The organism is Rheinheimera mesophila, assembly GCF_000986865.1.
Lineage (GTDB): Bacteria > Pseudomonadota > Gammaproteobacteria > Enterobacterales > Alteromonadaceae > Pararheinheimera > Pararheinheimera mesophila.
The window spans coordinates 1-23,685 of sequence record NZ_LAVS01000022.1 but is presented as its reverse complement, the minus strand read 5'-3'; the positions used below and the strand labels follow the sequence as shown (position 1 = coordinate 23,685).

Here is a 23,685-nt window from a genome sequence, read left to right as displayed (position 1 = left end):
TTTTTGATTCATAGTAAAATCAAAACAACAGATTACGGAAATTTATGGACAAGAAACCATTGTTCTCGTTGGTTATTCCAACCCGAAACAGAGCCTTATTGGTGCGGCATTGCCTTGCTTGTATTGCACAACAAGACTTTGATAGTTTTGAGGTTATTCTCTCGGACAATGGCAGCACCGAACTCTGTGATTATGAGTTTTCAGCTTATGCCATCGACCCACGATTCAAGTATATTCGCCCGCCACACGATATGAATATGTCAGATCATTGGGAATATGCTTTATCTTTTGCTACAGGGACATATGTCACTATTGTGAGTGAAAAGTTTATGTTTCGACCTGACTCATTGTCGGTCTTGGAAAAGATCATTGCTCAGAATGAACCAGATTTACTTACTTGGCAGTTTGAACGTTATGAGGTTACAGAAGGTGATTTTGATAATGGCCATTATCATCCTTTGATGAAACCTTTACCTCCAAGTTTTTATGATCCAATGTTGGAATTAAAACGACGTTTTAGTTTTGCGACTCCATCTTTTTATCGGCCACTTAGACACAAAAATAGTTATGGGAAAATATATTCAGGCTGTGTGCGTAACGAAGTTTTAGAGAGAGTTCGTTCACATTTTGGTAGAGTATTTTCTCCTTATATTCCAGACTTTAGTTCTATGGCCGCTATTCTGAATGAGTCATCTACTGCTATTGATGCTGGTCAGAGCCTAATGATGGTCGTTTTCGCCGATAATATATCAAATGGAGATGCTACAAAAATTTCTTTGGCTCAGATGGAGAGTTATTTTGCAAGTTATGGTGAAGATGCAGATATATTTTCCAGGCATACTTTGTTCGAAGAATGTTGGGTTGGGCACAATAGTTTTATTGCTTATGATTATGAGCAAATAAAACGCAAAGCCAGATACGGTCATTTAGTGACAACTGAAATTGATAAAGTGAATCTCTTAAGCTGGATGCTGGCAGACTTTGATGAGGTTAAAGACTTCGGCCGCTTTGATAAGATCCAATTAGAAAAAGCACTGATGACTCAAAAGTTTGGATTTTCTGCACATGAGCAATTAGTGATTGATAGAAATCTTGAAATGCTAAAAAATGCAGGGCCTTGTCCTTATGAAATCTATCATTCGGGATTAGATAAGCTCCAAAGCATGCCTGTGGACATGACCCCAGAGGCCCTCGCTCGATATCACTGGTTAGAGAAAACCGCACCTCCGAGAAAAAATGTATTGCAAAAAGGAGAGGGAATTCCAGAAGCCGTTCAATACTTTTATCACTATAATTTAGCCAGTACTAGGCTACTAGAAGGCTCAACTGAAAAAATTGGCTCAGGAGTATGATGTCAACTACTGAACAATTGTCAGTCACTATTGGTGCGCATAATAGTGAGACAGCTGTATCTTTGTCTGAATGGTTGTCGCTTAATGAAGGTAAAGTAAAGCTTGGTTTTCGTTTGCTTCCTAGCGCAGTTTTGAGCCAAATGACTGATCAGTTTGAACAGTTTTCCCGGTATTCTCATCTGTCCTGTATCGGACTTGTTAATACCAACGATGTGTTTTCTTTAAAGCAGCAACAACTACTGAGGGATCTAAATCTCCCACTTCTTTATCTCTCTACTGAGGACTTTGGCAGTTTGTCCTGGTTAAATATAGTCTTTTTGCAGGAGACAAATTTTGCGGATGATGAGACTTATCCGAAGGATATTATAAAAATTGGAAGTCCTCACGGTACTGATATTTCTTTAAAGAAAACATTGGTGCATTACGGTGGTTTAATGGAGTTTGATTACATTTTATGTCCGGTTTCATATACTCCGGTCTTTGATGACGCTTATATTGGGTTAGTTACCTCTGATTTGAGCTGTCATTCTATGCCTTTTTGTTGTGCTATTCCTTTTGGTATGCCTAAATATGATCGTTTTTTTCAAGCTTGTCAGGAACATCCTTATCCGGAAGCTATTATTTATCACCTGTCCAATCTAAAGATTGAAAATCCGTCAGTCGTTAGCTACATAGCTCCTGTCTTAGAGTTATTGTTAAGGAGTTTTCCTGACAGAAGCATTATCTTTAGACCCTTTCCTGAAGACCAGGAGCATCCATTTATTCAACAATTACTCAAACAATTTTCTGATTTTCCGAATTTTACATATAGCTGTGCTCCTTCTTATATATCTGATTATGTGAAGGGGGCAGTGATGTTATGCCACAGAGATTATTCGGAACATTTATTTGTGCAAGCGAGCAAGAGGCCTATGCTGGTTTTTGATCCTTGCTCTCAATCCAACACTGCACAGGTAAGGGTAGAATCCATCGAGCAACTGATACCTGCGTTATCATCGTTATTAGCAGAAAAAGCGCAGGTAACTGTGAATAATAACGTATTCAACTCAGGCAGCTCAGTGGACTACTTAGTGTCTCAGTTACATTATATTCTGGATAATAAAAGACATCCACAGTGGCAGTATTTTGAATTGTATAATCAATATTCTGCCGATACTCACACTGTTATTCAATATCATATGGCTGGTGTGTCGCCTTTTCATAAAACCGCATTACGTGCTTTGAAAATATTTCCAGATTGCCCTGAGTTTTTTCTCGCTGCATTAGAATCGTTAGGACGGACTCCAATTTATTCTAATAGACAGCTGAGTGAGATGTATTGGGAGCAGATACTCCATTTGATATCGAATAAACGTACAGACGATCTGGAGAAGAGCGTTTTGACAGGATTGGAGAAGTGGTTTTTCAGTCTGCCTGCTGATTGTCGTTTTTATTTAACCAATAAGGTCGCTAAATATTCTTCTGAAGAATCACTTTTTCACTATTTATTGCAATTGACTGAAGTTGATTGTACTCCAGTATTGTCTACAAGTGTTCCTGTGTTCATAGCGCAAAGAGATTTGTCAAAACAATTAAATGATGGGCCCGTACTGATTTATGGTGCCGGCGAGTTAACTAAAACATTACTCACAAACTTATCCTTTATAGAGCGATTTGATGTTCTTTGTATTGTTGACTCAAATTTAAAATTTCATGGCAGAAAAATTCTTGAATATAACATTGAACCACCCGAAAAATTGCTGACATACAATGCGCCAATTCTTATTTGCTCAAGAGCTTATGCCGAGGAGATCGACTATCACCTTAGACGCCAACTTGGTATAAAAAATGCGGTTTATGTGTTGCATTAGAATTTTTATTTTCAGTAGGACATATAAGGCGCTATTTTATTCTTATTTAATTCAATAAATTGATGATGTTAGGCTACACTTTTAGCGTGTGGGTATAGCAGCGGAGGCTTGATGACGAAAGCAGTAATATTGGCTGGTGGACTGGGCACTCGGATCAGCGAAGAATCACATTTACGGCCTAAACCTATGATTGAAATTGGTGGTAAACCAATTTTATGGCACATCATGAAAATTTATTCTGCTCATGGGATTAACGATTTTGTGATTTGTCTGGGTTACAAGGGATATATCATCAAAGAGTATTTTGCGAATTATTTTCTCCACATGTCTGATGTCACTTTTGATATGGCCTCTAATACGATGGAGGTTCACGAAAAACACGTTGAGCCGTGGCGAGTTACATTAGTAGATACCGGAGAAAATAGTATGACGGGAGGGCGTTTACGTCGAGTCAAAGACTATGTTGGTAACGATACGTTTTGTTTTACCTATGGTGATGGCGTTTCTGATATTGATATAAGAAAAACGCTGAACGCTCATAAACAAGCCGGAAAAATAGCTACTGTAACCGCGATTCAACCACCAGGTCGTTATGGTGCTTTAGATATCCAGGGTAATGCAGTGCAACGTTTTCAGGAAAAACCGGCCGGAGATGGTGCGTGGATTAATGGTGGATTTTTTGTACTCGAGCCTCAGATTTTTAATTACTTACATTCTGACGAAGACGCATTTGAAGCAACGCCCTTAATGCAACTTGCGGAGCAAGGTCAATTAAATGCATATCAGCACTCTGGTTTTTGGCAAGCAATGGACACCTTACGCGACAAAAATCAGCTTGATGTTTTATGGAAAAACAATGAAGCACCCTGGAAGTTATGGTCATGAGGTTGTTTGGGCAAACCTTTGCAGGTAAAAAAATCCTTCTGACAGGGCATACAGGTTTTAAAGGCAGTTGGTTGGCGCTTTGGTTAAAGCAGCTAGGTGCCGCTGTTTATGGTATCTCTTTACCAGCTAATACCCACCCCTCACATTTTAAGTTGAGTTCTATTGATTGTGAAAGCTCAATGCTGGATATATCGAATAAAGATCTGTTGCAACAAAAAGTAGCTGATTTCTCTCCAGAGTTGGTTTTTCACCTTGCCGCTCAGCCCTTAGTTCGTTTGTCATATCAGCAGCCAGTTAATACATGGCAAACCAATGTAATGGGGACTGTAAATTTATTAGAGGCTTGCCGTCATACTTCTTCTGTTCGCGCGGTGGTGGTGATCACAACTGACAAAGTATATGAAAACGTAGGACAAAGTGTTGGCTATGTTGAGACAGATCCTTTGGGCGGACATGACCCTTACAGCGCTTCTAAGGCTGCCTGTGAGTTGGTTGTTCAGAGTTATCAGCGAAGTTTTTTACAACAACAAGATATTTTACTGGCCAGTGCAAGAGCTGGTAATGTCATTGGAGGTGGAGACTGGGCTCAGGACAGACTGATTCCAGACGTGATCCGAGCCTGCCAGCAAGGTTCTCCCTTAATAGTCCGATATCCATCTGCTGTAAGGCCTTGGCAACATGTTTTAGATTCATTATCTGGTTATCTATGTATTGCTGCAGAATTGTTGCAGGGTAAAGATTCCTGTGCCACTGCCTGGAACTTTGGGCCCTCTCCGGAAGCTACGCAGAATGTGGCTACTGTCCTCTTCGAAATGAAAAAATTCTGGCCTGAGTTAACCTGGCAACAAGATTTTTCAACGCCGGTACAAGAAGCGCAATTACTTACTTTGGACAGTCGAAAAGCGAATGAGAAACTGGGGTGGAAATCTGTTTGGGATTTTCACAAAACGGCAGAACAAACTGCACTGTGGTATCAGCAGTATTATCAGCAAAAACAAGTGATTAGCTTACAGCAGTTGGTGTCATACTGTCAGGACGCAAAACAACAAGGTCTGTCATGGGCACTCAATTACAACTAAACCAAACATCTATCCAGGGAGTATTCGAGGTTCGCTCCCTTCGTGGGCAAGATAAACGCGGATCCTTTGCTAGATGGTTTTGTCAGCAGGAACTGGATCAGTTGCTGCTTGGAAAAGCAATAAGACAAATCAATCATTCGGTAAATACCAACGCAGGAGTAGTGCGAGGTTTACACTTTCAGTATCCACCTGCCGCTGAGTATAAATTGGTTCGTTGTATCCGTGGAGAAGTGATGGATTTTGTTGTGGATTTACGCGCTGGGTCTACGACTTTTTTGCAACACCTTGGTATCAGGCTGAGAGAGTATGATGATCTAATGTTGCTCATTCCACCTGGTTGTGCGCACGGTTTTCAGGCGCTGGTTGATAATAGCCAGTTGCTCTATCTGCACACTTCTGATTACCAACCCGGTTTTGAGGGCGGTTGCCGTATTGACGATCCATGTCTCAAGATCCAGTTACCAATGCCGATATCAACACTATCTGAACGGGATGCCAGTTTTGTCTCATTGGCTCCAGATTTTAACGGGATCTATGTATGAAATGCCGGCATTGCCATCACAGCTTAGATTTGTCTCTGGTCGATTTGGGCAGTATGCCTCCCTCGAACGCTTATTTGTCTAGCACAGAAGAGTTTCCGAAAGAAAAGAAGTACCCACTTAAAGTTTTGGTTTGTCAGCATTGTTGGTTGGTTCAAACTGAAGATTTTGCCAAAGCGGACGAACTGTTTACTGCTAATTACGCGTACTTTTCATCTACATCCAGTAGTTGGTTATTGCATGCCGCCTCCTATGTACAAAAAACTATTGATGATTTGCAGTTAAACTCCTCAAGTTTTGTTATGGAGTTAGCTGCGAATGACGGCTATTTACTGCGGAATTTTCAACAGAGCGGTATTCCCAACATTGGTATCGAGCCGACGAAAGCGACAGCTGATGCTGCACGTTCTTTGGGACTTACTATCATCTCCGAATTCTTTGGCAAGGCTCTTGCTGCAAAACTTGCGACTAGCTATCCCAAAGCGGATTTAGTTATCGCTAATAATGTGCTTGCACATGTGCCTGATATTAACGATTTTGTAGCTGGTATAGCTCTTGTGCTAGCTGAGCAGGGTGTCTGCTCTTTTGAGTTTCCACATCTATTGAATTTACTGAATGAACATCAGTTCGACACTATCTATCATGAGCACTATTCCTATCTGTCTTTGCTGGCGGTTCAAAAAATTTTACTGCACTCAGGGCTAAAGGTTTACAAAGTAGAACGGCTCAGCACACATGGCGGTAGCTTAAGGGTTTGGGCTTGTCGGGAAGATTGCCCGAAAGCTATAGAGAGCAGTGTTGAATCTACTCTGCAACAAGAAATTGATTTTGGCTTAGCTACTGCTGAAGTCTATAGCGATTTTCAAAGGTGTGTGGATCAAGTTACTGATTCACTAAAGATTTTTTTACAAAAACAGAAAAATGCCGGGCGGCGAGTTGTTGCTTATGGTGCGGCAGCTAAGGGGAATACTTTACTAAATTATGCTGGTGTAGGTATTGAGCTTTTACCAGTTGTCTTTGATGCTGCATCATCGAAACAGGATAAGTTTTTACCGGGCAGCCATATTCCTATTAAGCATCCAGACCACTTACCAGCCTATGAACCAGATGTGGTATTAGTACTTCCATGGAATTTATCAACAGAAATCAAAACTCAGTTAAGACCAGTTTTAAGTAACACGACAGAATTGATTGTTGCTATTCCAGAGTTAACTTATCTATGAGAGTTTTGCTGACGGGCGCAACCGGATTTATTGGCCAGGCTTTTTTGAGTCTGTTAAACAGTCATGGAATTGAGGTTGTTATTCTTGGGCGCCACTCTCCAGCTCTTTTGCCTAATGTAAGTTTTATCTATTGTGACTTATTAAATGATAGTGATCTTAAAGACAAAGTTATACAAGCGAGTTGCTCGCATCTGGTTCATCTGGCATGGAATGTTGAGCATGGAAAGTTCTGGCATGCTTCGGATAATTTAGATTGGGTCGCAGCAACTTGCCGATTAACAACGCTTTTTTGGCACGCGGGTGGTGTTGCTGCAGTTTTCGCTGGCTCTTGTGCCGAATATGGCTGTAGCGACGAGATGTTAGTAGAGCATCAGGACTATGGGGCACCTCACACTCTTTATGGTGTATCTAAAGATGCTACAAGACGTCTGGTGATGTCGTTTGGCGGCATACATCAGCTAAGATGCAGTTGGGCACGAATTTTTTTACCTTATGGCCCGGGCGAGGCTCCAGGCCGTATCGTGCCTTCCGTATTGGATGCTCTTTCTGGTAAGCGTCCTCCTTTTGCCACAGACCTGAAAAGCACGCGTGATTTTATTCATGTAAAAGATATCGCTCAGGCTTTGTGGGTTTTACTGCAGACAGGCGAACACGATGTTTATAACCTGAGTTCCGGGCAAGGAACGTCAATCTCTGCATTGATTAAGCTCATGGCAGAACTGCTCTGCGAGGATGCTTCCGCTTTACTCGCATTAGGAAAGTCTGAAACTTCGGCTTCCTCCTTGTTGGTAGGAGACAATTCTAAATTATCAAAGCTGGGTTGGCGTCCTGAGCTAAGTTTGTTGGCAGGCCTTAGCTCCATCATTACGGAATCCAAAGTTTTATGAGTACTCTTTGTCCAGTATGTTTATCTAATGATTTAAAAGGTTTTGTTCATCGGGATCAAATACCTGTGCATCAGAATCTTGTCATGACATCAGTTCAGCAGGCCAAAGCTTGTCATAAAGGAGACCTTGATTTTAGCTTGTGTGCTTCTTGTGGATTTTTATTCAATAGAGCCTTCGATTTATCTGCCCTTTCTTATGGCGATAATTATGATAACACCCAAAGTCATTCGCCGATGTTTGAGCGTTACATGGACGAGCTTGTTTCTGATTTGGTGGAAAATCAGGGGGTACGTAACTGCACAGTGGTTGAAGTGGGGTGTGGTAAAGGGGTATTCCTCAAAAAATTGATTAGCTACCCTGGTGCGAATAACAAAGGAATAGGTTTTGATCCGAGTTATGTTGGTGAGGTAGAGTTGTTCGATGGAAAGTTAAAGTTTGTCAGGCAATTTTATGATGCAAGTTGTGCTGAAGTCGCTGCAGATGTAGTGATTTGTCGTCATGTCATTGAGCATGTTCCTTCGCCTTTGGAGTTGTTGCACAGCGTTCGCGCTGCTATTACTAACCGACCTCATGCGAAAATTTTTTTTGAAACGCCTTGTGTGAATTGGATTCTGAAAAATAAGGTCGTATGGGATTTTTTTTATGAGCATTGTTCATTATTTAGTAAAGAGTCGCTTTCAACTGCTTTTGAGCTGGCAGGTTTTCAGGTCACAGACGTGCGCCATATATTCGAAGGCCAATATCTCTGGCTGACAGCGGTGCCTGCTCAAGATGTTAAACCGCATTTTTTTCCTGCTTTGACGTTAGACTTAGCGCAGCGCTATAAACAGGATGAGACAGCATTGTTGAACAACTTAGCAGAGCTTGTTGCACGTTTGAGTCAAAATGGAGGAGTGGCCTTATGGGGGGCTGGAGCAAAAGGTGCAACTTTGGCTTATTTATTGGACCCAAATGTCCAAACTATTAGTGCTGTTATCGACGTCAACCCGAATAAGCAAGGCAAATTTCTTCCCGGAAGTGGTCATCCAATCATTTCTCCAGCCAGCCTGAAGACTTTGGGTCTACGAAATGCTGTGCTTATGAATCCAAATTACAGAGCCGAAATCGAACAGCTGCTCATAGAATTACAAGTCACTATAAATTTGCACGAATGGAGTGCGTCATGAAATTAATTTTAGATACAGACGAAGCTACTTTAACTACAACAGATGAACGTGGTACTGCTGTATTACCCCTTTATTCACGCGAAGCTTTTGAGGTTATCTCCAGACAATGGGTCAGAATAGGGTGGGACCAAAAGTATCAATACAGTTTCAGTTGGTTTGGTCGTCCTGTGATTCAATTACCTGAGGATATGATCAGAATGCAGGAGGTGATTTACAAGTTAAAGCCTGACGTGATTGTAGAGACTGGAGTTGCACACGGCGGGTCCCTTGTTTTCTATGCCAGCCTTATGCAGGCTATAGGCAAAGGCAAAGTTATTGGAGTGGACATCGAGATCAGACCGCATAATCGTCATGCAATTGAGGAACATCCATTAAATCACCGTATCACTTTGCTTGAGGGCAGTTCTACGGATCCAGAAATCGTCTCTCAAGTAAAATCCCTGATTAAACCGGACGATCTTGTTTTGGTTATATTGGATTCAGATCATAGCTATGACCATGTGACCGCTGAGCTTGATGCATACTCTTCGTTGGTAAGTAAAGGTTCATATATAGTGGCAACTGATGGAATTATGTATGACCTGACTGATGTGCCGCGCGGTAAACCGCATTGGATAAAAGATAATCCAACCCGGGCTGCTGCCGATTTTGCTGCAAGAAATGCTCAGTTCATGGTGACTCAGCCGGTCTGGCCATTCAATGAAAGTGATTTGGCTGAGAACATTACCCATTGGCCGGGCGCTTGGTTGTTGAGGCAATAGAGCACGTACTGTTGCAGCAAAAGTTATTGTTCCCGTTAGACTTTTTGTTTAGTCAGGATGCTACTAATGATTGATATCAACTTCCATCTGCTTGCTGATGAAGATTCTAAACAGCGATTTCAACAACATTCTCAGTTGCTGCAACAACAAAGTTACGTGCAAAACTTTTCGACTATTGATGGTCAGTTAAGTATTTATCGTCATCCAGAAGTATTTGTCCGCACTGCTGAGCAGATTGTCTCAATTAATCCACACTTGGGAGGACCTCTAAAACATTTCGTACAGGCTGCGGGTCCTCAGGTTCGTATTCATTGCTTTGAAGAGAGAAGCAATCAGTATGCTGCATTATGTCGGAATTTGTTGCATTGGCATATTGAACCTTACGTGGTTCCAGTGTGTGCCGGAATATGGTCAGAGTCAGGTTTGCTCACGGTCAATCATATGGGGCACAGTGGAGCTATGTATTTTCCCGAGATCATTACAGCTGCCTCAGCAGACAGAGCGACAGTGAGGGAGGCTTATTATGCGTATAGACTTGATGATTATTTAGCATCTCAAAGTTTTAGGCCTAGTCTTATCGAGTGCGGTCGTCCAGGTTTGGCGCGGGCAGTTATCCAGGGGGCAAAACAGACTATCCAGCAATTAAAACCGAGGCTCATACTGGTCGATTCTCCGTCTTGTAGTTGGCTTAAGGAGGTAAAAGAATGGGTTCCTGAATATCGGGTGTTTTATAGCGAATGCGGCCGGAAAAAATCAGGCGCCTTTCTTTTGACGTTGTAAGTCTTTTCTTTGGGAATTGGATATGGACAGTGAACTGTTTCAAAAGCGTATTGATGAACTACCTGTTGCACCACTTATTAGTTTGGCCGCGTCAAATTGTCAGCATCTGAAAGTCATAGTTGCGGGGAATGCCCCTGCAGCACTACTTGTTGCAAATGAAATCAAATTGCACGGAGCTGAAGTAATAGGTCTGCTCACAGAAGGAGACCTATGTTGTAATTTCGCATTATTAAGCGATTCAGACCTTCAGGCTGGTCTGTATTTTGACCTGATGTTATTCACCGGTGACTCGGCGTTAAAAGTGGCCGAAAAATATAAAGTTATTCGTCATAAATCTGCAATTTATAAGCATGAGCTAAAATCGTTTTCGGAAAACATTGAACTTCTTTGTGATCTGAAATCAAAGAGAGTCTTGTTTCAGCAAGAACAGATGTTGAACCAGAATTTCTATATTGAAGGTTTCTCTGATGAGGCTGGTGAGCAGTACGCTCATCCACAGGTTCATGCTGTCTCTGGAGAAAAGGTTTTGTGTATTGGCCCCTACCTTGGAAAGCCCCTGCAAGCTTTTGCTGTGAGTGCTAACCACTCGTTTACGGCTCATTGCTTAGAGGCAAATCCTTACACTTATGCGGAACTGTGTATAAATATTGTTAGTTGGAAGATGCAGCACCAAGTGCGGCCAGTCTGCGCCGGGGCATGGTCTTCAACTGGTATGGTTGCATTTGCCAGTGAAGGACATACCGGAGGTGGTGTCGTGCTGGCTTTAGACGAGCAACACCCCTTAAAGCCAGGAGAAATAGATCTTGCCATCTTTACCTATTCAGTCGACGATTATATTAAAGAGTCAGGTTTTGTTCCTACTTTGATCGAAAGTGGACGTATCGGTATTGCATATGATGTAGTAACGGGGGCTCGTCAAACTATTGAGACATACAAACCTAAGCTTATCATATTAGATTACCCAGACTCCAAAGTTCCGGCGTTGTTGAAACAATGGGTCCCGGACTACAAAATATATTACAGCGAGTGTGGTAGAGTTAACTACGGTGTATTTTTCTTTGGCTTATAACAACAAAAGGTGCTTCGGAATCGTCAGGCTTTTTTTTGTAACAATCTACCGAGTTTTAACTGATTTATAGTACTTTCAGGCATGTGTTCATAGTTGTGAAGGTCTTGTACACTGTCGACTTCGAGCCAACCATTCTGATGCAATGAGGCTTTTACTTCCAAGCCTATATCAATGAGTTTTTGAATAAAATCAGTCATATACATCGTTTCACGAAGCTTTGGATCTAGTTTGTTGTAGACATCACGGATGGCAGGTTGTATTGCAGAACTTAATTTCAACAGCCCTATGTACTGGGCCTGAGCCTGATTTATGTGGGTCATTTTTTTACCAAGCTGTTTGATGCATAACGTCTCGGCGTTATAGATAAAAGACTCTGCGTCAGTCAGCGGATCCTCCATTCTAAGCTGCCATAACAGTTGCCAGTCTAAATCAGCAGAAACTGCAATCTCAGCATCAGAAGCCATCAGTCGATTGATAACTTCTGTCGTGTAAATAATATCTCCATAACAGATCAGAACATCCTGATCGCCATTTAACCAATCTTCAGCTTGCATCAAAGAATATAGCATGTTGGTTGATTGATATTTCATATTATTAAACACAGTCAATTGATAGGGCCCGAATTGCTCCGCACAATAACCTGTGACTACAGCGATGTCAGTAATATTGGAAGATCGCAAGATTTCCAATTGATACTCAAGTAAAGGCTTGCCCAGGAGAGGAACTAATGCCTTTGGACAATGTTCTGTATACGGACGAAGGCGGGTGCCCATACCTGCTGCAAGGATGATCGCGCGCATTTATCTAAATACCTTTTGAACGAATTCAATGTCATATGAACGAAACGGTTCTATACGTTCAGGATGCCACATAATAGCGCTGATAGGCAGATGCTTATGAATAATACCTTTGATAACTCCATCACTTGCTTTAGCAAAACATGACCAGTGCTCGTTAGTCTTGGTGGTCGCAAAATGGTGGTAGCTATTAACCTGATGCACTTCATTACCAATATAGACAGATTGTAGAGCACTGACGTGGCCTGTCACCGGTTCGAGTGATTGACCAAAGTACTGCTGTAAAAATTGCATTCCTCTGCAAACACCAACAGTCGGAAGACAATGGTTCACCGCATAATCCATCAGTAATTGTTCTGTTAGATCACGCTCAGGTGAATCTCCACCATAGCTCTCCAGAGAGTTTCCTCCCGTCAGTAATAATCCGGACACCTGGTACAAAGCCATGAGTTTTAATGCGACGTCTGCTTGGTTTGGGAGTAATAAAGGCAAATATCCTGCCTGATACAAAAACGCTGTCCAACGTTGATCCAATGCATCGCGTCTTTCATTATAAACTGGAATTACTTCCACTCTCTGACTTACAGCTATCACTCTCATTGTATCACTGCCACTTTTTTACTATGGCAATCTAACTGAAGAATGGAGGCTTGTTTCCAGTACTGGTAGAGCCTCTCTCCGGCACCTATGACAGCTGGGATCCCCAGTTCTGCTGCTCTGATTGCCATATGTGAATTACAGCCCCCATACTGAGTGACGAGAGCGGCGATGTGTTTAGAGAACAACCAATCATAGCCGGGGTCTGCAGCTTCAATAAAAACAATCTTGCCGGAAAGATCTGCATAGGGGTCTGCTTCGCAACATGGAGCTGTAACAGAAAGACTGGTAATGAAATTAGGTTCTCCGGGCAGCATTTGAAAGCAAGCGGCATCAGCTGGATCGGAAATAAGTACTGGTAATTTGATCCATTGACACAGCGCATGATAATTCATACCTAACTGAATAGAGCTGTGAAGTGTTTCCTGCGCACTTAGAGTGGTGGAGTGAAGTTTTAATATATCTTTGATATCAGTATAGGCAAGTTCCGTTTTACTGAAGCCAAGTTGCATTCCCAATTGTTCTATACACACGAGCGTATCACTCAAACTTTTAGTAAAAACAAATTTGCTATATTCCCTGGCTTCGATTGCTTTTTTTATGAAGTTAAACAAAGCGATCGCATCTACATGAAAGCCAGCCTGTTGCAGCGCTTGATTTAAACTGTTTAGTCTGCTTAAGGATATACTAAATTCTCTGGAGCCAGGTTGAGAATACTCTCCACTTTGTGCAGAACCAAAGTAAAGTTCAGGTGCTTCATCATAACGTGCCGATAAAATGTCATACGTGCCCGGCCTCAGGTGTCCGTATTTATTTAAAAAGTTTTGTTTGTCCAGAGTCTCGTGATCATTAACTAGTTCAGAGCTGACAGTGTTAAGACTCAACAAAAACTGCTTGTGCTCTGTTTCCGATAACAAACCACAACCTTTCATCGAATTTAATAATTGTACAGCAATAAAACCTGCCCGCGCTAAACCAGCAAAAGCCAGAGTCCCATACCTTTTACAGTCCTCCAGTAGCCAATAGATTTTATCCAATTTATTCAAATCGGAGTTCAGAATCTGCTCTTGTCGTTGCTGTAAAGATTCAATACTTTTTAAGTCACTCTGCCAGACACCGCTTTGATCAGCAATGATCGAATTCGTTAGCTCCAGTAAAGATGAACTGATCTTTTGCAGATCTGTGGGGCTAAAGCCCGCATCCAGTAATTCGTTGAGCCGTTCCTGCAAGTCAAAACTGTAACAAGAGTAAACAACTTGAAATTCCACTTTGTCATGCAGATGTGGCTGCTGTTTTAACTTATTCAGGTAGAAGTTCACTAGGCGCTCTGCCAGGTCTGCGTCGAGCTTTGAAGGGACAAATGAATTAAAGCTTACTCTGATATCAATGTAAGGGGTGCCACCCAAGACGAGTAACAAAGGAAAGCCCCTTAAATCTCTGTAACCATAGTTAAATCGCTGAACTGCCCATATATGATCCGTAATCAATTCTTTATATAAAGAAAGGGCCAGAGGTTTGGGTTTGATCCCTATAATCTCCGCCGGATTCCAGTCAGGCATGACTCCATATAAACCAGTTGCACCCAGCAGATAAGGATGGCGCTGGGTAAGGCGATGTAATTTTTTGTAGATGCAACGTTGTTCTAGCTGGTAAGCCGCAACAGGCAGATCACGCAATGAGCGGGTTTGCAACGGCCGGACTTGGAATAGATAAACAAGGTTATCTTTAATTGCGAATTCTATGTCTAAAGCCGTATCAGGATAATAGGGTTGTAATTGCTTATATAAATCAATTAACTGTTGTAACCAGATGTGGCTGACAACGCTCTCATGTGCAATAACGTAAGTCGAACCTTCGCTGTCACGCCCTGAGGTGACTGAATCGGTCGAGCCTGATTGGTCAACGCTGATGATGTAGTAGGGTGCTCCTGTGCTGGGATCCTGCGAAAACATGACGCCAGCATAATCAGGCTGTTGCAACATTGACTGAATAAATACCTGATCTTCCGGGCACTGGCGCTGATAAGAGTCAAACACTTCGTTTACGCTTTTGATCAGTGAGTCGCATGTGGCTTCTACATTGAGCAAAGATAAATAGGCTCCCGCCAGACTTTGCTCATGCTTATCTTCGTCACCCGCGCTAGAGCGAACAACATAAGGGGGATTGAGTTGTTGGAGTACCTGATGAACAATGGCGTCGCGGTTTTCAATCCATTGTTCAAAAGTACACACGATTTGCGGTAATACGTAAGCTGTTGTCAGTTTTGTACTGAAAAACTCCAGCGTTTGGGCTTTGCTTAATTTCGACATATTGGCTGAGGCTGAGTTATTCAAATTTGGCCTCCACTCTGTCCTGTACATGGAGTATTAAGAAAAGCGTCAATGATCAAATTCGCTACTATCGCAATTTGTGTTTGATCACCGTCATTATCAATCAACAGATCAGGAGTCAGTGGCTCTTCGATGTGTAAATCCATACCTGCCATCTCTTGTTGTTGTCCTTGCTTTTGCTGTCGGTATAAGACTTTAGGGTCTCTACTTCGACGAGTTTGTTCCATAGTCCGTAAATAAACCTCAAAATAGCCTGGAGTATGGGCACGATTCCATTGCTGTACTTCATGGAACATACTTATAGTTGGTACAATTACAATATGTCCTTGCGATGAAAAAAGCGATGCAAGCCGGGCATAACGATAAGAACCTATCAAGCGGGACTCATTATCATAACCCCAATGCGGGTCTGCAATAGCGGCCCGTATCTGGTCACCATCCAACATGACTGGACATCTACCTAACTCAATCAGATGATTTTGAATGAGGGCTGCAATAGTTGACTTACCAGATCCAGATAATCCGGTTAACCAAAGTACTTTTCCCTGAGGTAGCGTTTTAGAGCTCAACGATTCCACTCTCTTTGTCCTTATTAAATGCGCTTATTGTCTTGCGTAAGGCAAGAGCTCTCAGCACTGGGTGCATAACATAACAAGGTCTGCTGCTTGGTGCCTGAACAGACAGTTGTTGCTCAGACAGGAGTTTGGCTCCTGGCTTCAATGTCTTATGCAAACAACGAGCCCTTATCCAGGGATCAAGGATTTGATCGACAAATCCCGGGCTCAATCTCTCTTTTGGCAAGTTGACTTTAAAATGACTGACGTGCAATGCCTCACCCGCGTCCAGCTCAGGAGTCATCCAAAATGAACTTGCGGCCAGACTTTGATCACAAAGCAAACTGTAATAGAAACAGGTACTCCCTTTTACGTGTGGTAACCAGCCCGGGTGTACATGTAAGAACTGGTGACCATGTTCAAATAAGTGCTTTTTGATAATACCACCACCGCTGAAAAGCCAGCGTTTTATACCGCTTTTATTCAGCTGTTGTAATAATTCTGTGTCGTTGATGGATTCAGAAGCTGTCAGCTGGGTCTTTACTTTATGAGCTGACATATAGTGTTCAAGACGATAATCAGGATTAAAAAACGAATCAGTAACCCACTTCACATCTATATCTGTGGCCAGTTCGGGACATTTAGTGTTTTGCATCACAACAATCAAATCAGGTTCTAATTGCAGCTTATGCAGTACTTGTAAATAAGCCCAGCTTCTCATACTTGGGAACAAAATGAAGCCAAAATTTTTCATATTAGAATTCGTTCAGAGTGGTCATAATCGATAATTCGCGATGGAGCACAACACTCAATTGCGAGGGAACTAATGCTGCTCCTAGATATTTAGGAACTAATACATCAAGCATTCTGATCGCTGTGTTCAGAGAATTCCAATCGTCATTCATGCTAAATTCCTCTAATAATTTTGCTACTAGATTAATCATCAGTTGATCAAGAGCACCGTCAGACATGACTGCAATGACTGGATCCATAACTAATCGAATATTGGATTTGAGCACGAAACGTTTCTCTAGTTTTCTCAACAATTTGAAATCAATTTCAGGCAAGGGTTCTGGCAAAGCAGGTGCTTTTTTTTCAAATTCTGATAAGGCTTGCACTCTGGACTGAATGTAGTTTTCTAAGGCTTGGTCGACACTGAACACAGGCACTTCGCTTTCATGCTTGCCGTAAGAACCCGGCTGAGGAGAAATAAGAGAGCTTTTCTGTTCCATGAGTACGGTACTCTTGAGCTAAAGAGAAAGAATATTGAACTTAATTAAAGTATCTTATACCTAGCTTTGTTTCGGCACGCCAGCATTGAACTTTAACTGCAGGAAAAATTTAATGCAGTTTTAGACTTATCGGTCGATACAAAGTGAGTTACAGATAGTCGGCGGGTGATGCGGTTTTGATGAAATGGGGCAGCATGGATCTTAGTATTATTATTACTGTTTATAATCAACAGCATTATTTGGAAAGAGCGCTGCTCTCTTGTTTCCAACAGCATGTGGAGGCGCTGGAGATCATAGTGGTAGACGATGGCTCGGTACCGTCTATTACATTACCACTCTTAGATGTACCTGAGCATGTCACTCTTCGTTTACTCAGTAAATGCAATGGTGGTGTCGCGTCTGCGCGTAATATGGGTATCCGTGAAGCACAGGGGCGGTTTATAAAATTTCTTGATTGTGATGACGAGTTACTTCCTGAATGCTGTGCTCTACAACTATCTTCACTAGAACCTTCCCGGGCAGAATTATCTATTATTGGTTACAAGGTATTGCAAGCAGATAAATGGATCAAAGGTGTTCCAAAGTTCGACACTCTTTTACAAGCTCTGTTCCAGGGAAATGTAGCTCCCCTACATTCTTTTATGTACAGGACAAAAGATGTTCGTATGGTAGGAGGTTTTGATGAAACCGAAAGAACATTGCAGGCTATGGAGGATTATGATTTTAACTTTAGATTGGCTTTAGCCGGGGTTGATGCTGTTACCGTGCACCAAACTGGTGTTTTGTACCATCGACTTGCGAATAGCCGTTCATCGAATACCAGAAAGATACATGATGCGAATGTCCGAATTCTGCTGAATGCGATTGAAATAGTTGTATCGACTAAAGCGGCGCAGGTTTGCCTGTTGGATGTGTTGCAGGGAATGTCATTATTGGCTGTTCAAAGTCAGGATTTTTATAGTTTCATTAAAATACTACCCTCACTTAGCCAAATGACGATAGCGTCATCGAAATTGATGGTGTCTAAATTTTTACTTCAGGTGCAAAGTCGCTTTGAACTTGCAAAACAAGTTGATGAAAAAGAGTTTTGGATGTTACAGAAGCAACTCTTGTCTGAGGCGAAACTAGATTCTTTACAAACTTTATCCCCGCCTGGTTATGCTTTGCGCCCGGCCAGTCCTCCTTTGGCTGCACATTACTTTGACGGAGTGCTACTGGCAAAAGCTTTAGCTAAAGCTTCAGGAAGTAAAGCGCTTTGGTTGTGGGGAACTGGAATGTGGGCAGATTATTGGTTAGCAATGTTAGAATCTTTTGGGGTTCAGCCTGTCGGTTTTATTGATAGTTTTGCATCAGATAACGGCACTACATATAAAGGACTGCCATGCCTTGAATTATCGAAAGTTCCTGATCATATGATTGAGCATGTCATTATATGTTCGAGAGATAGTTACTTTACAATAATGCATGTATTGTCCGAGCGTCAGTTAGAGTCTCGAATTTTGCATTATGTGACAATGTAAGGTAAGGCTTATTTAACTGGAGCAAACGATGAAAACAGTACTCACCTACGGCACCTTTGACCTGTTCCATATTGGTCATCTGAATTTGCTGAAACGGGCGCGGGAGTTGGGAGATAAGCTGATTGTGGCTGTGTCCACCGATGAGTTTAATGCCACCAAAGGTAAAACCACGCTGATGCCTTTTGAGCATAGGGTAGAGCTGGTGCGTTCGGTGCGTTTTGTCGATGAGGTGATAGCCGAGTCAAACTGGGAGCAAAAAATCAGTGATGTGCAACAGCACAAAGTGGATGTGTTTGTGATGGGTTCTGATTGGCAGGGCAAGTTTGATTTTTTAAAACCTTACTGTGATGTAGTGTATTTGCCCCGTACCGACAACGTGTCCTCCACTGAGCTGAAAAAAGCTATTCAGGTCTTTATGCAACTGAAACGGGATTTTCTGGATTGACGGTAGTACGCAAAGCCAAAGACTGGCAAGGACAGCGTCTTTATATAGCGCCTGATAATCCGGCAGGCCGACACCTTGCGCTGGAGCTTAAGCAGCAAGGCGCTGTTGTGCTTGGCATGGTGGATAACTTAAAGCAGGGGGCTGATGTCTGTAATCAGGCCTCGCAAAGTAAACCTCATGATGCGGTGCTGATAGCTATCAGTGATTTTCAGCAAAAAATAGCGGAAGGTATGCTGGCTAATGGTTTTGTCGCCAAAAAAATCTGGTGTTGCCAAAGCCTGAACCCTTTGCAGTTTCAGCCTTACAAAGCAAGTTCGTCACTTCACAAGCTCAAAACCTTGCTAAAGCAGACTGTTGCCTCGCTGCTGGATCTATTGCCGAAAACAAAAATTGTGTATTACGCCGAAAAATACGTCGACAGCAATGTGCTGGTAGCTTTTGCTGAGCATCATAAACAGCAGCAGGATGTGTATTTGTTGGTCAAAGATGCGCAGCGGCAGTTTCATCCGGCGCAAATTGATCAAGCCTGGCAGGTGCGATGGTTACTACAACGAGCCAAAGTGCTGGTGCTGGATCATGAATCCACCGATCCTTTGTTCAACCGTCTGCGCACTCAGGCCAAAGTGGTGCAGCTATGGCATGGTTTGCCTTTTAAGCATTTGGCGGGCAATAAACATTTTGCCCATATTCTGGATGAAGCTTTTATCTCCAGCTCGAGCTGGTTTAATCAGTACATATTTCCCAGCATGTTTAAGGCCCGACATTATCTGGATTTTGGTTATCCGCGTAACGATGCCTTGGTGCAGGAGCCTTCCAAGCGCTGCTGGCACAATGCTTTGCCTTATGCACAGTTAGAGCAGCTATGTAGTGGTAAAAAACTCATCGTTTATATGCCAACCTACAGGGATAACGGCCAGAACGATCACCCGATCGACTGGGATGCATTGCAGCAGTTTCTTGTTCAACACAACGCCGTTTTTGTGATGAAAACTCATCCTTTTCTGGCACCTTTTGATGAGTTACGCCAGCAAGAGAGCTGCGACAGGATTTTCCATTACCCCGGACGTTTTAATGTCTACCCCTGGCTGGCCGATGCGGATTTACTGATCACCGACTATTCGTCCGTAGCTTTTGACTTTTTGCTTTGCAATAAGCCAGTGCTGCATTTTATCTATGATATTGAGCAGTACGCGAAAGTGCGGGGGCAGTTTGCCATCGCCAAAGAGGATTTTATTGCTGGCAGCACAGCGGACAATTTCGACCAGTTGCTAGAGCAAATAGCACAGGATTTTGTATCCGACCGTTTTGCAGCTAAGCGTCAGGCGCTGCAGCAAAAGTTTAGTATGGTCGATCGGGAGTGTTGTCCAGTGCTTATTGAGTATCTGCAACAACTAAAGCTGCAGGCTTAAAAAGTACAGACCACCTTACGACTGAACTGCTCTATTAAATTCATGCCATCCCAATCCGGGCTAAAGCTTAACGCTTGTCCTACCGGCATCACCCGATCCAGCCCGGTATGTACGCTAGTCAGCCAGGCTTTTAGCTGTTTGGGGTCAACACCCCAGACCGTTAAAGTTTGATGGGCATGGCTTAACATGGGATTTAACTGCGTAAGCTCCGTAAGCGCTAATTCGAGAAATAAACCACAGCCCTGATGCTGCTGAATAAACTCAGGAGTTAAGGTGTTCACCGCCAGACGGGAAATACTCTGTTGTTGCGTTAATAGCAGTTGCTGTGGGCTACTCATTACCAACTGCTGTGCTGTGGCTAAGGCCTGATATTGCTCGCTGCTATTAAGTGGCTGCTTGTGCTCTATAAGCTCTGTTAAAGCTGGCCAAAACCGCTGCTGTGCTTGTTGTACTTGTGCTGTTTCACCCAACCAGAGAACGGCTTTGGCCGAAGAGCAACCTTGTTGGGCAAAAGTCAGTTGGTCGCGGTAAAACAGTTGCACCAACTGCTGCAACTGCTCGTTATCGGCAGCAAGCACAGCGTCGGCGTCTAATAAACATAACGAAAATTTATGGCCAAAACTCAACTCACGGGCATGGGCTGGCATCAGCAATTGACGCTGAGCCTGTATCGCCTGATCCGAGCCCCACAGCACCCGGCCATCTACAGTGCTCACCAAGGCTTTCAATTCGGCACTGTCGTAGCTGCACTGCACTAACTGAAAACGGGCGTTTTGCGCTGGGAATAATTCTGCCAGAGCACGGATTTTTTCTATTAATACCGCTGTGCTGCCGCCGCTGCGGCTGGATAACCGAATCACGTTTTTATTGCCACAAAGCAAACTTAAAATGCCTGAGTAGACAAATAAGCTGTCGACATTGGCGGGGGCGCTGTGAAATACCAAACCTAAAGGCTGGCGGATAAAGTGCTGCGAATGCTGATAAGGTGCCAGCAAAGGTTTTAAATTGGCCTGCCGTAACCAGAAACCCAAAGCTATTAAATCCGGAAAATCCCGGCTTTGAGGTGCTTTTAATAAGGCTTCAGACAAGGCCTGGCAATACCCAAAATCCTGTTCGGCAAAAGATGGCTGTAGCTCTGCTTTGGTCGTGGCAGGGTTTAATAGGGTCCAGCTCATAGTGCTGCTTCCGATTTTGCTGAGGGAGAAAACGTATCACTACAACCCCGGGCTTCAGCCTGAGGCAAGCGGCCTAAAATATGAAAATATTTACCCGGTCGGCCGCAAGGGCAGTTGTCTTCGCCTAACAGCACAGCGCGGTCTTCTGATAACAAACTATGGCCCGGATAACTGCGTGGCAAAGTGGAGAGTAACTGCAGCACACCTTCTTCGCCTAAAGCTGCAGTTTGCCAGCTACCCGGTTTGCGCACCAATACATCGGCATAACTGGGGCAATGCAGATGGCCTTGTTCACATTCCACAAAAATAGCACCCACTTGCTCGACCATGCCATAAAAGTTATGTACTCTGCGAATACCGGTTTGCGTTAGTACCTGTTGTTTAAAGGTGCTATTGTCGACGGCCTGATCCTGCAGTTTTTTCCAGCCGCCGCTATGCAGTAACACCGCTTGCGGCAACGAAATAGTTTTTTGCTGCTGTTTTAATTGCTGAATAAAAAACTGCCAGACCATAAAAGTAAAACCAAACACAAACACTGGGCCGTCGCCAAACTGCTGACAAAACTGCTCCAGGGCTTCAACGTTAATGCTCATATCATCATTCAGCGCATAACAATGATTACGCCCCATAAAGGACAGGCCCTGAATACCAGCGCCGCGGGCGGAGAAATTGCTGCGATCTTTAATCACGCCCGGATGGTCGATGATCAGCATCGGCAAGCGGGCTTTGCCGAGCCAATGCTGCATAATTTTTACCAGAATTTTCGACTGCAAAGCGGCTGTGGCGCTGTCGAGCACAATACGGGATGGTGTGCCTGTGGTGCCGCTGGAATACAGCACTTTAAACACCTCATCATCCGGCACAGATTGCAGTTTGAACTGCTTAAACAGTCGCACCGCCAGATAGGGCAGTTCTGTGGTTTGTTTCGCAGTTACAAAATCAGGCCATTGTGCCTTGATCAATTGTTGATAGGGCGCGCAATGCTGCTGATGATGCTGGGTTAGCTGGTTAAGTTCCGCCAGCAATAACGGCTGTTTTTCATCCGCAGTTAAACTGTAAGGCTCACGCTCAATTAGCATTATTAGCCTCCATCGCCAGCTTCAGCAGGGTCTGATAATCGGCTTTGCCATTGGCAAGCACAGGCAAGGTATCCAGTTGCAGTAGTTTAAATAACGCCGGATGTAGCTGTAATTGATCGCGTAAATAGTGTTGTAGTTGCTCTGCGCTATCGGATGAGGGACTTGTGTAAGCGACCACGAGCAAATCGTCCGTACCAGCACAGCAGACTGGGTCGGTGAATATTGCAAGTTGTTGCTCCAGATGATCCAACTGTAATCGTTTGCCCTGAAGTTTTAAAAAACGGCTTAAGCGCCCGACAATACGGTACAAACCATTGGGCAGGCGTTCTGCTAAATCTCCGGTGCTTAATTCCGTCAGCGCAGTATTACTGCTTAAATCGGCTGCTGATGATGCATAACCTAACATCACATTAGGGCCACGGTAACACAGCTCACCTTCCTTAAAATCTTCAGTGATCAATGCTTTGCTGACCGGGTCACGCAGCAGCAATTCACCTTCCGGAATAGCGACACCAATACAATCGGCATGCTGTTGCAACAGCTCCGGTGGTAAATACGCGATACGGGCTGTGGCTTCGGTTTGACCGTACATCAGATACACAGGTTTTTGCAGCGTACTGGAGAGCTGCTGCACATAGTCCGTCAGGCTGCTATTGAGTTTACCACCGGCCTGAGTCAGATAACGTAAAGCAGGGCGGGGCATACGCTCCAGCCGCAACTGACGGTACAACTGATAACTAAAAGGCACGCCTGGTAAGCTGCTGATATGAAAATCCCGGGTTTGTTGCCAGAAGTCTTTGCTCATTAAAAGGGCTTCGGTCAGTAAGATGGATGCGCCTTTAAACAGATGACTATTCAGCACCGACAAGCCGTAAGAGTAATGCAGCGGTAGCGCAGTAATAGCGGTGTCCGTGGCCTCTATCGGCAAATAAGCACAAATAGCTCGGGCATTGGCT

At 43.4% G+C, this 23,685-nt stretch carries 23 protein-coding genes; 14 read left to right on the top strand and 9 right to left on the bottom strand.

What is annotated here, in order from left to right; translation table 11 throughout:
* The first annotated feature begins 44 nt into the window (after positions 1–44).
* From SD53_RS09555 to SD53_RS09505, 11 genes are all read left to right on the top strand, one after another.
* Positions 45–1,352, top strand: a complete 1,308-nt coding sequence (locus SD53_RS09555) for a glycosyltransferase family 2 protein (RefSeq protein WP_046520014.1) — start codon at positions 45–47, stop codon at positions 1,350–1,352.
* Positions 1,352–3,202: a hypothetical protein gene (locus tag SD53_RS09550; RefSeq protein WP_046520013.1), complete on the top strand. Its 1,851-nt coding sequence runs from the start codon at positions 1,352–1,354 to the stop codon at positions 3,200–3,202. The genes SD53_RS09555 and SD53_RS09550 overlap by 1 nt, the downstream gene beginning before the upstream one ends.
* 111 nt (positions 3,203–3,313) lie before the next feature.
* Entirely contained in the window at positions 3,314–4,087 is a 774-nt protein-coding gene (gene rfbF / locus SD53_RS09545; protein ID WP_046520012.1) for a glucose-1-phosphate cytidylyltransferase, read from the top strand.
* A complete protein-coding gene (gene rfbG / locus SD53_RS09540; protein ID WP_046520011.1) occupies positions 4,084–5,166 on the top strand; it encodes a CDP-glucose 4,6-dehydratase in 1,083 nt (360 codons plus the stop codon). Before rfbF ends, rfbG begins: the two co-directional genes overlap by 4 nt.
* Positions 5,145–5,708: a dTDP-4-dehydrorhamnose 3,5-epimerase family protein gene (locus SD53_RS09535; protein WP_046520010.1), complete on the top strand. Its 564-nt coding sequence runs from the start codon at positions 5,145–5,147 to the stop codon at positions 5,706–5,708. Before rfbG ends, SD53_RS09535 begins: the two co-directional genes overlap by 22 nt.
* A complete protein-coding gene (locus tag SD53_RS09530) occupies positions 5,705–6,928 on the top strand; it encodes a class I SAM-dependent methyltransferase (RefSeq protein WP_046520009.1) in 1,224 nt (407 codons plus the stop codon). The genes SD53_RS09535 and SD53_RS09530 overlap by 4 nt, the downstream gene beginning before the upstream one ends.
* A complete protein-coding gene (locus SD53_RS09525; RefSeq protein ID WP_046520008.1) occupies positions 6,925–7,815 on the top strand; it encodes an NAD-dependent epimerase/dehydratase family protein in 891 nt (296 codons plus the stop codon). The genes SD53_RS09530 and SD53_RS09525 overlap by 4 nt, the downstream gene beginning before the upstream one ends.
* Positions 7,812–8,981: a class I SAM-dependent methyltransferase gene (locus SD53_RS09520; RefSeq protein ID WP_046520007.1), complete on the top strand. Its 1,170-nt coding sequence runs from the start codon at positions 7,812–7,814 to the stop codon at positions 8,979–8,981. The genes SD53_RS09525 and SD53_RS09520 overlap by 4 nt, the downstream gene beginning before the upstream one ends.
* A complete protein-coding gene (locus SD53_RS09515) occupies positions 8,978–9,742 on the top strand; it encodes a cephalosporin hydroxylase family protein (protein WP_046520006.1) in 765 nt (254 codons plus the stop codon). Before SD53_RS09520 ends, SD53_RS09515 begins: the two co-directional genes overlap by 4 nt.
* A 66-nt stretch (positions 9,743–9,808) precedes the next feature.
* Positions 9,809–10,522, top strand: coding sequence for a class I SAM-dependent methyltransferase (locus tag SD53_RS09510; RefSeq protein ID WP_046520005.1), 714 nt, complete (start codon positions 9,809–9,811; stop codon positions 10,520–10,522).
* Between the two features lie 22 nt (positions 10,523–10,544).
* Complete coding sequence (locus tag SD53_RS09505) at positions 10,545–11,591, top strand: hypothetical protein (RefSeq protein WP_046520004.1); 1,047 nt, start codon at positions 10,545–10,547, stop codon at positions 11,589–11,591.
* 23 nt (positions 11,592–11,614) lie between these two features.
* Here SD53_RS09505 and SD53_RS09500 read toward each other — a convergent pair whose 3' ends face one another.
* Genes SD53_RS09500 through SD53_RS09475 form a run of 6 tightly spaced genes read right to left on the bottom strand, consistent with a single transcriptional unit; the run spans position 11,615 to position 17,101 of the window.
* Positions 11,615–12,391, bottom strand: a complete 777-nt coding sequence (locus SD53_RS09500; protein WP_046520003.1) for a phosphocholine cytidylyltransferase family protein — start codon at positions 12,389–12,391, stop codon at positions 11,615–11,617.
* Entirely contained in the window at positions 12,392–12,988 is a 597-nt protein-coding gene (locus tag SD53_RS09495; protein WP_046520002.1) for a gamma-glutamyl-gamma-aminobutyrate hydrolase family protein, read from the bottom strand.
* Positions 12,985–15,318, bottom strand: coding sequence for a PEP/pyruvate-binding domain-containing protein (locus SD53_RS09490; protein WP_052749332.1), 2,334 nt, complete (start codon positions 15,316–15,318; stop codon positions 12,985–12,987). Before SD53_RS09490 ends, SD53_RS09495 begins: the two co-directional genes overlap by 4 nt.
* A complete protein-coding gene (locus SD53_RS09485) occupies positions 15,315–15,893 on the bottom strand; it encodes an adenylyl-sulfate kinase (RefSeq protein WP_052749331.1) in 579 nt (192 codons plus the stop codon). Before SD53_RS09485 ends, SD53_RS09490 begins: the two co-directional genes overlap by 4 nt.
* Positions 15,874–16,623: a formyl transferase gene (locus SD53_RS09480; RefSeq protein WP_046520001.1), complete on the bottom strand. Its 750-nt coding sequence runs from the start codon at positions 16,621–16,623 to the stop codon at positions 15,874–15,876. The genes SD53_RS09485 and SD53_RS09480 overlap by 20 nt, the downstream gene beginning before the upstream one ends.
* Position 16,624: 1 nt before the next feature.
* Entirely contained in the window at positions 16,625–17,101 is a 477-nt protein-coding gene (locus tag SD53_RS09475; RefSeq protein WP_046520000.1) for a hypothetical protein, read from the bottom strand.
* 194 nt (positions 17,102–17,295) lie between these two features.
* On the opposite strand from SD53_RS09475, the gene SD53_RS18040 reads away from it, so the two are divergent.
* Genes SD53_RS18040 through SD53_RS18035 form a run of 3 tightly spaced genes read left to right on the top strand, consistent with a single transcriptional unit; the run spans position 17,296 to position 20,475 of the window.
* Positions 17,296–18,621, top strand: coding sequence for a glycosyltransferase family 2 protein (locus SD53_RS18040; RefSeq protein ID WP_162198667.1), 1,326 nt, complete (start codon positions 17,296–17,298; stop codon positions 18,619–18,621).
* 28 nt (positions 18,622–18,649) lie between these two features.
* Positions 18,650–19,066 (top strand): glycerol-3-phosphate cytidylyltransferase, encoded by a 417-nt coding sequence (gene tagD / locus SD53_RS09465; protein WP_046519999.1) that lies wholly within the window; start codon positions 18,650–18,652, stop codon positions 19,064–19,066.
* Positions 19,063–20,475 (top strand): CDP-glycerol glycerophosphotransferase family protein, encoded by a 1,413-nt coding sequence (locus SD53_RS18035; RefSeq protein WP_052749329.1) that lies wholly within the window; start codon positions 19,063–19,065, stop codon positions 20,473–20,475. Before tagD ends, SD53_RS18035 begins: the two co-directional genes overlap by 4 nt.
* Here SD53_RS18035 and SD53_RS09455 read toward each other — a convergent pair.
* From SD53_RS09455 to SD53_RS09445, 3 genes are all read right to left on the bottom strand, one after another.
* A complete protein-coding gene (locus tag SD53_RS09455) occupies positions 20,472–21,650 on the bottom strand; it encodes an acyl-CoA reductase (RefSeq protein ID WP_046519998.1) in 1,179 nt (392 codons plus the stop codon). The two genes, SD53_RS18035 and SD53_RS09455, sit on opposite strands and share 4 nt — an antisense overlap.
* Positions 21,647–22,729, bottom strand: coding sequence for a LuxE/PaaK family acyltransferase (locus SD53_RS09450; protein WP_046519997.1), 1,083 nt, complete (start codon positions 22,727–22,729; stop codon positions 21,647–21,649). Before SD53_RS09450 ends, SD53_RS09455 begins: the two co-directional genes overlap by 4 nt.
* Positions 22,719–23,685 (bottom strand): AMP-binding protein (locus SD53_RS09445; protein ID WP_046519996.1); only part of this gene is annotated, 967 nt, incomplete at its 5' end. The genes SD53_RS09450 and SD53_RS09445, both read right to left, overlap by 11 nt.

Bases quoted from the DNA above. Each gene is read 5' to 3' on its own strand.
- SD53_RS09555 (WP_046520014.1), top strand. From the start codon at position 45: ATGGACAAGAAACCATTGTTCTCGTTGGTTATTCCAACCCGAAACAGA.
- SD53_RS09550 (WP_046520013.1), top strand. From the start codon at position 1,352: ATGTCAACTACTGAACAATTGTCAGTCACTATTGGTGCGCATAATAGT.
- rfbF (WP_046520012.1), top strand. From the start codon at position 3,314: ATGACGAAAGCAGTAATATTGGCTGGTGGACTGGGCACTCGGATCAGC.
- rfbG (WP_046520011.1), top strand. From the start codon at position 4,084: ATGAGGTTGTTTGGGCAAACCTTTGCAGGTAAAAAAATCCTTCTGACA.
- SD53_RS09535 (WP_046520010.1), top strand. From the start codon at position 5,145: ATGGGCACTCAATTACAACTAAACCAAACATCTATCCAGGGAGTATTC.
- SD53_RS09530 (WP_046520009.1), top strand. From the start codon at position 5,705: ATGAAATGCCGGCATTGCCATCACAGCTTAGATTTGTCTCTGGTCGAT.
- SD53_RS09525 (WP_046520008.1), top strand. From the start codon at position 6,925: ATGAGAGTTTTGCTGACGGGCGCAACCGGATTTATTGGCCAGGCTTTT.
- SD53_RS09520 (WP_046520007.1), top strand. From the start codon at position 7,812: ATGAGTACTCTTTGTCCAGTATGTTTATCTAATGATTTAAAAGGTTTT.
- SD53_RS09515 (WP_046520006.1), top strand. From the start codon at position 8,978: ATGAAATTAATTTTAGATACAGACGAAGCTACTTTAACTACAACAGAT.
- SD53_RS09510 (WP_046520005.1), top strand. From the start codon at position 9,809: ATGATTGATATCAACTTCCATCTGCTTGCTGATGAAGATTCTAAACAG.
- SD53_RS09505 (WP_046520004.1), top strand. From the start codon at position 10,545: ATGGACAGTGAACTGTTTCAAAAGCGTATTGATGAACTACCTGTTGCA.
- SD53_RS09500 (WP_046520003.1), bottom strand. From the start codon at position 12,391: ATGCGCGCGATCATCCTTGCAGCAGGTATGGGCACCCGCCTTCGTCCG.
- SD53_RS09495 (WP_046520002.1), bottom strand. From the start codon at position 12,988: ATGAGAGTGATAGCTGTAAGTCAGAGAGTGGAAGTAATTCCAGTTTAT.
- SD53_RS09480 (WP_046520001.1), bottom strand. From the start codon at position 16,623: ATGAAAAATTTTGGCTTCATTTTGTTCCCAAGTATGAGAAGCTGGGCT.
- SD53_RS09475 (WP_046520000.1), bottom strand. From the start codon at position 17,101: ATGGAACAGAAAAGCTCTCTTATTTCTCCTCAGCCGGGTTCTTACGGC.
- SD53_RS18040 (WP_162198667.1), top strand. From the start codon at position 17,296: ATGGATCTTAGTATTATTATTACTGTTTATAATCAACAGCATTATTTG.
- tagD (WP_046519999.1), top strand. From the start codon at position 18,650: ATGAAAACAGTACTCACCTACGGCACCTTTGACCTGTTCCATATTGGT.
- SD53_RS09455 (WP_046519998.1), bottom strand. From the start codon at position 21,650: ATGAGCTGGACCCTATTAAACCCTGCCACGACCAAAGCAGAGCTACAG.
- SD53_RS09450 (WP_046519997.1), bottom strand. From the start codon at position 22,729: ATGCTAATTGAGCGTGAGCCTTACAGTTTAACTGCGGATGAAAAACAG.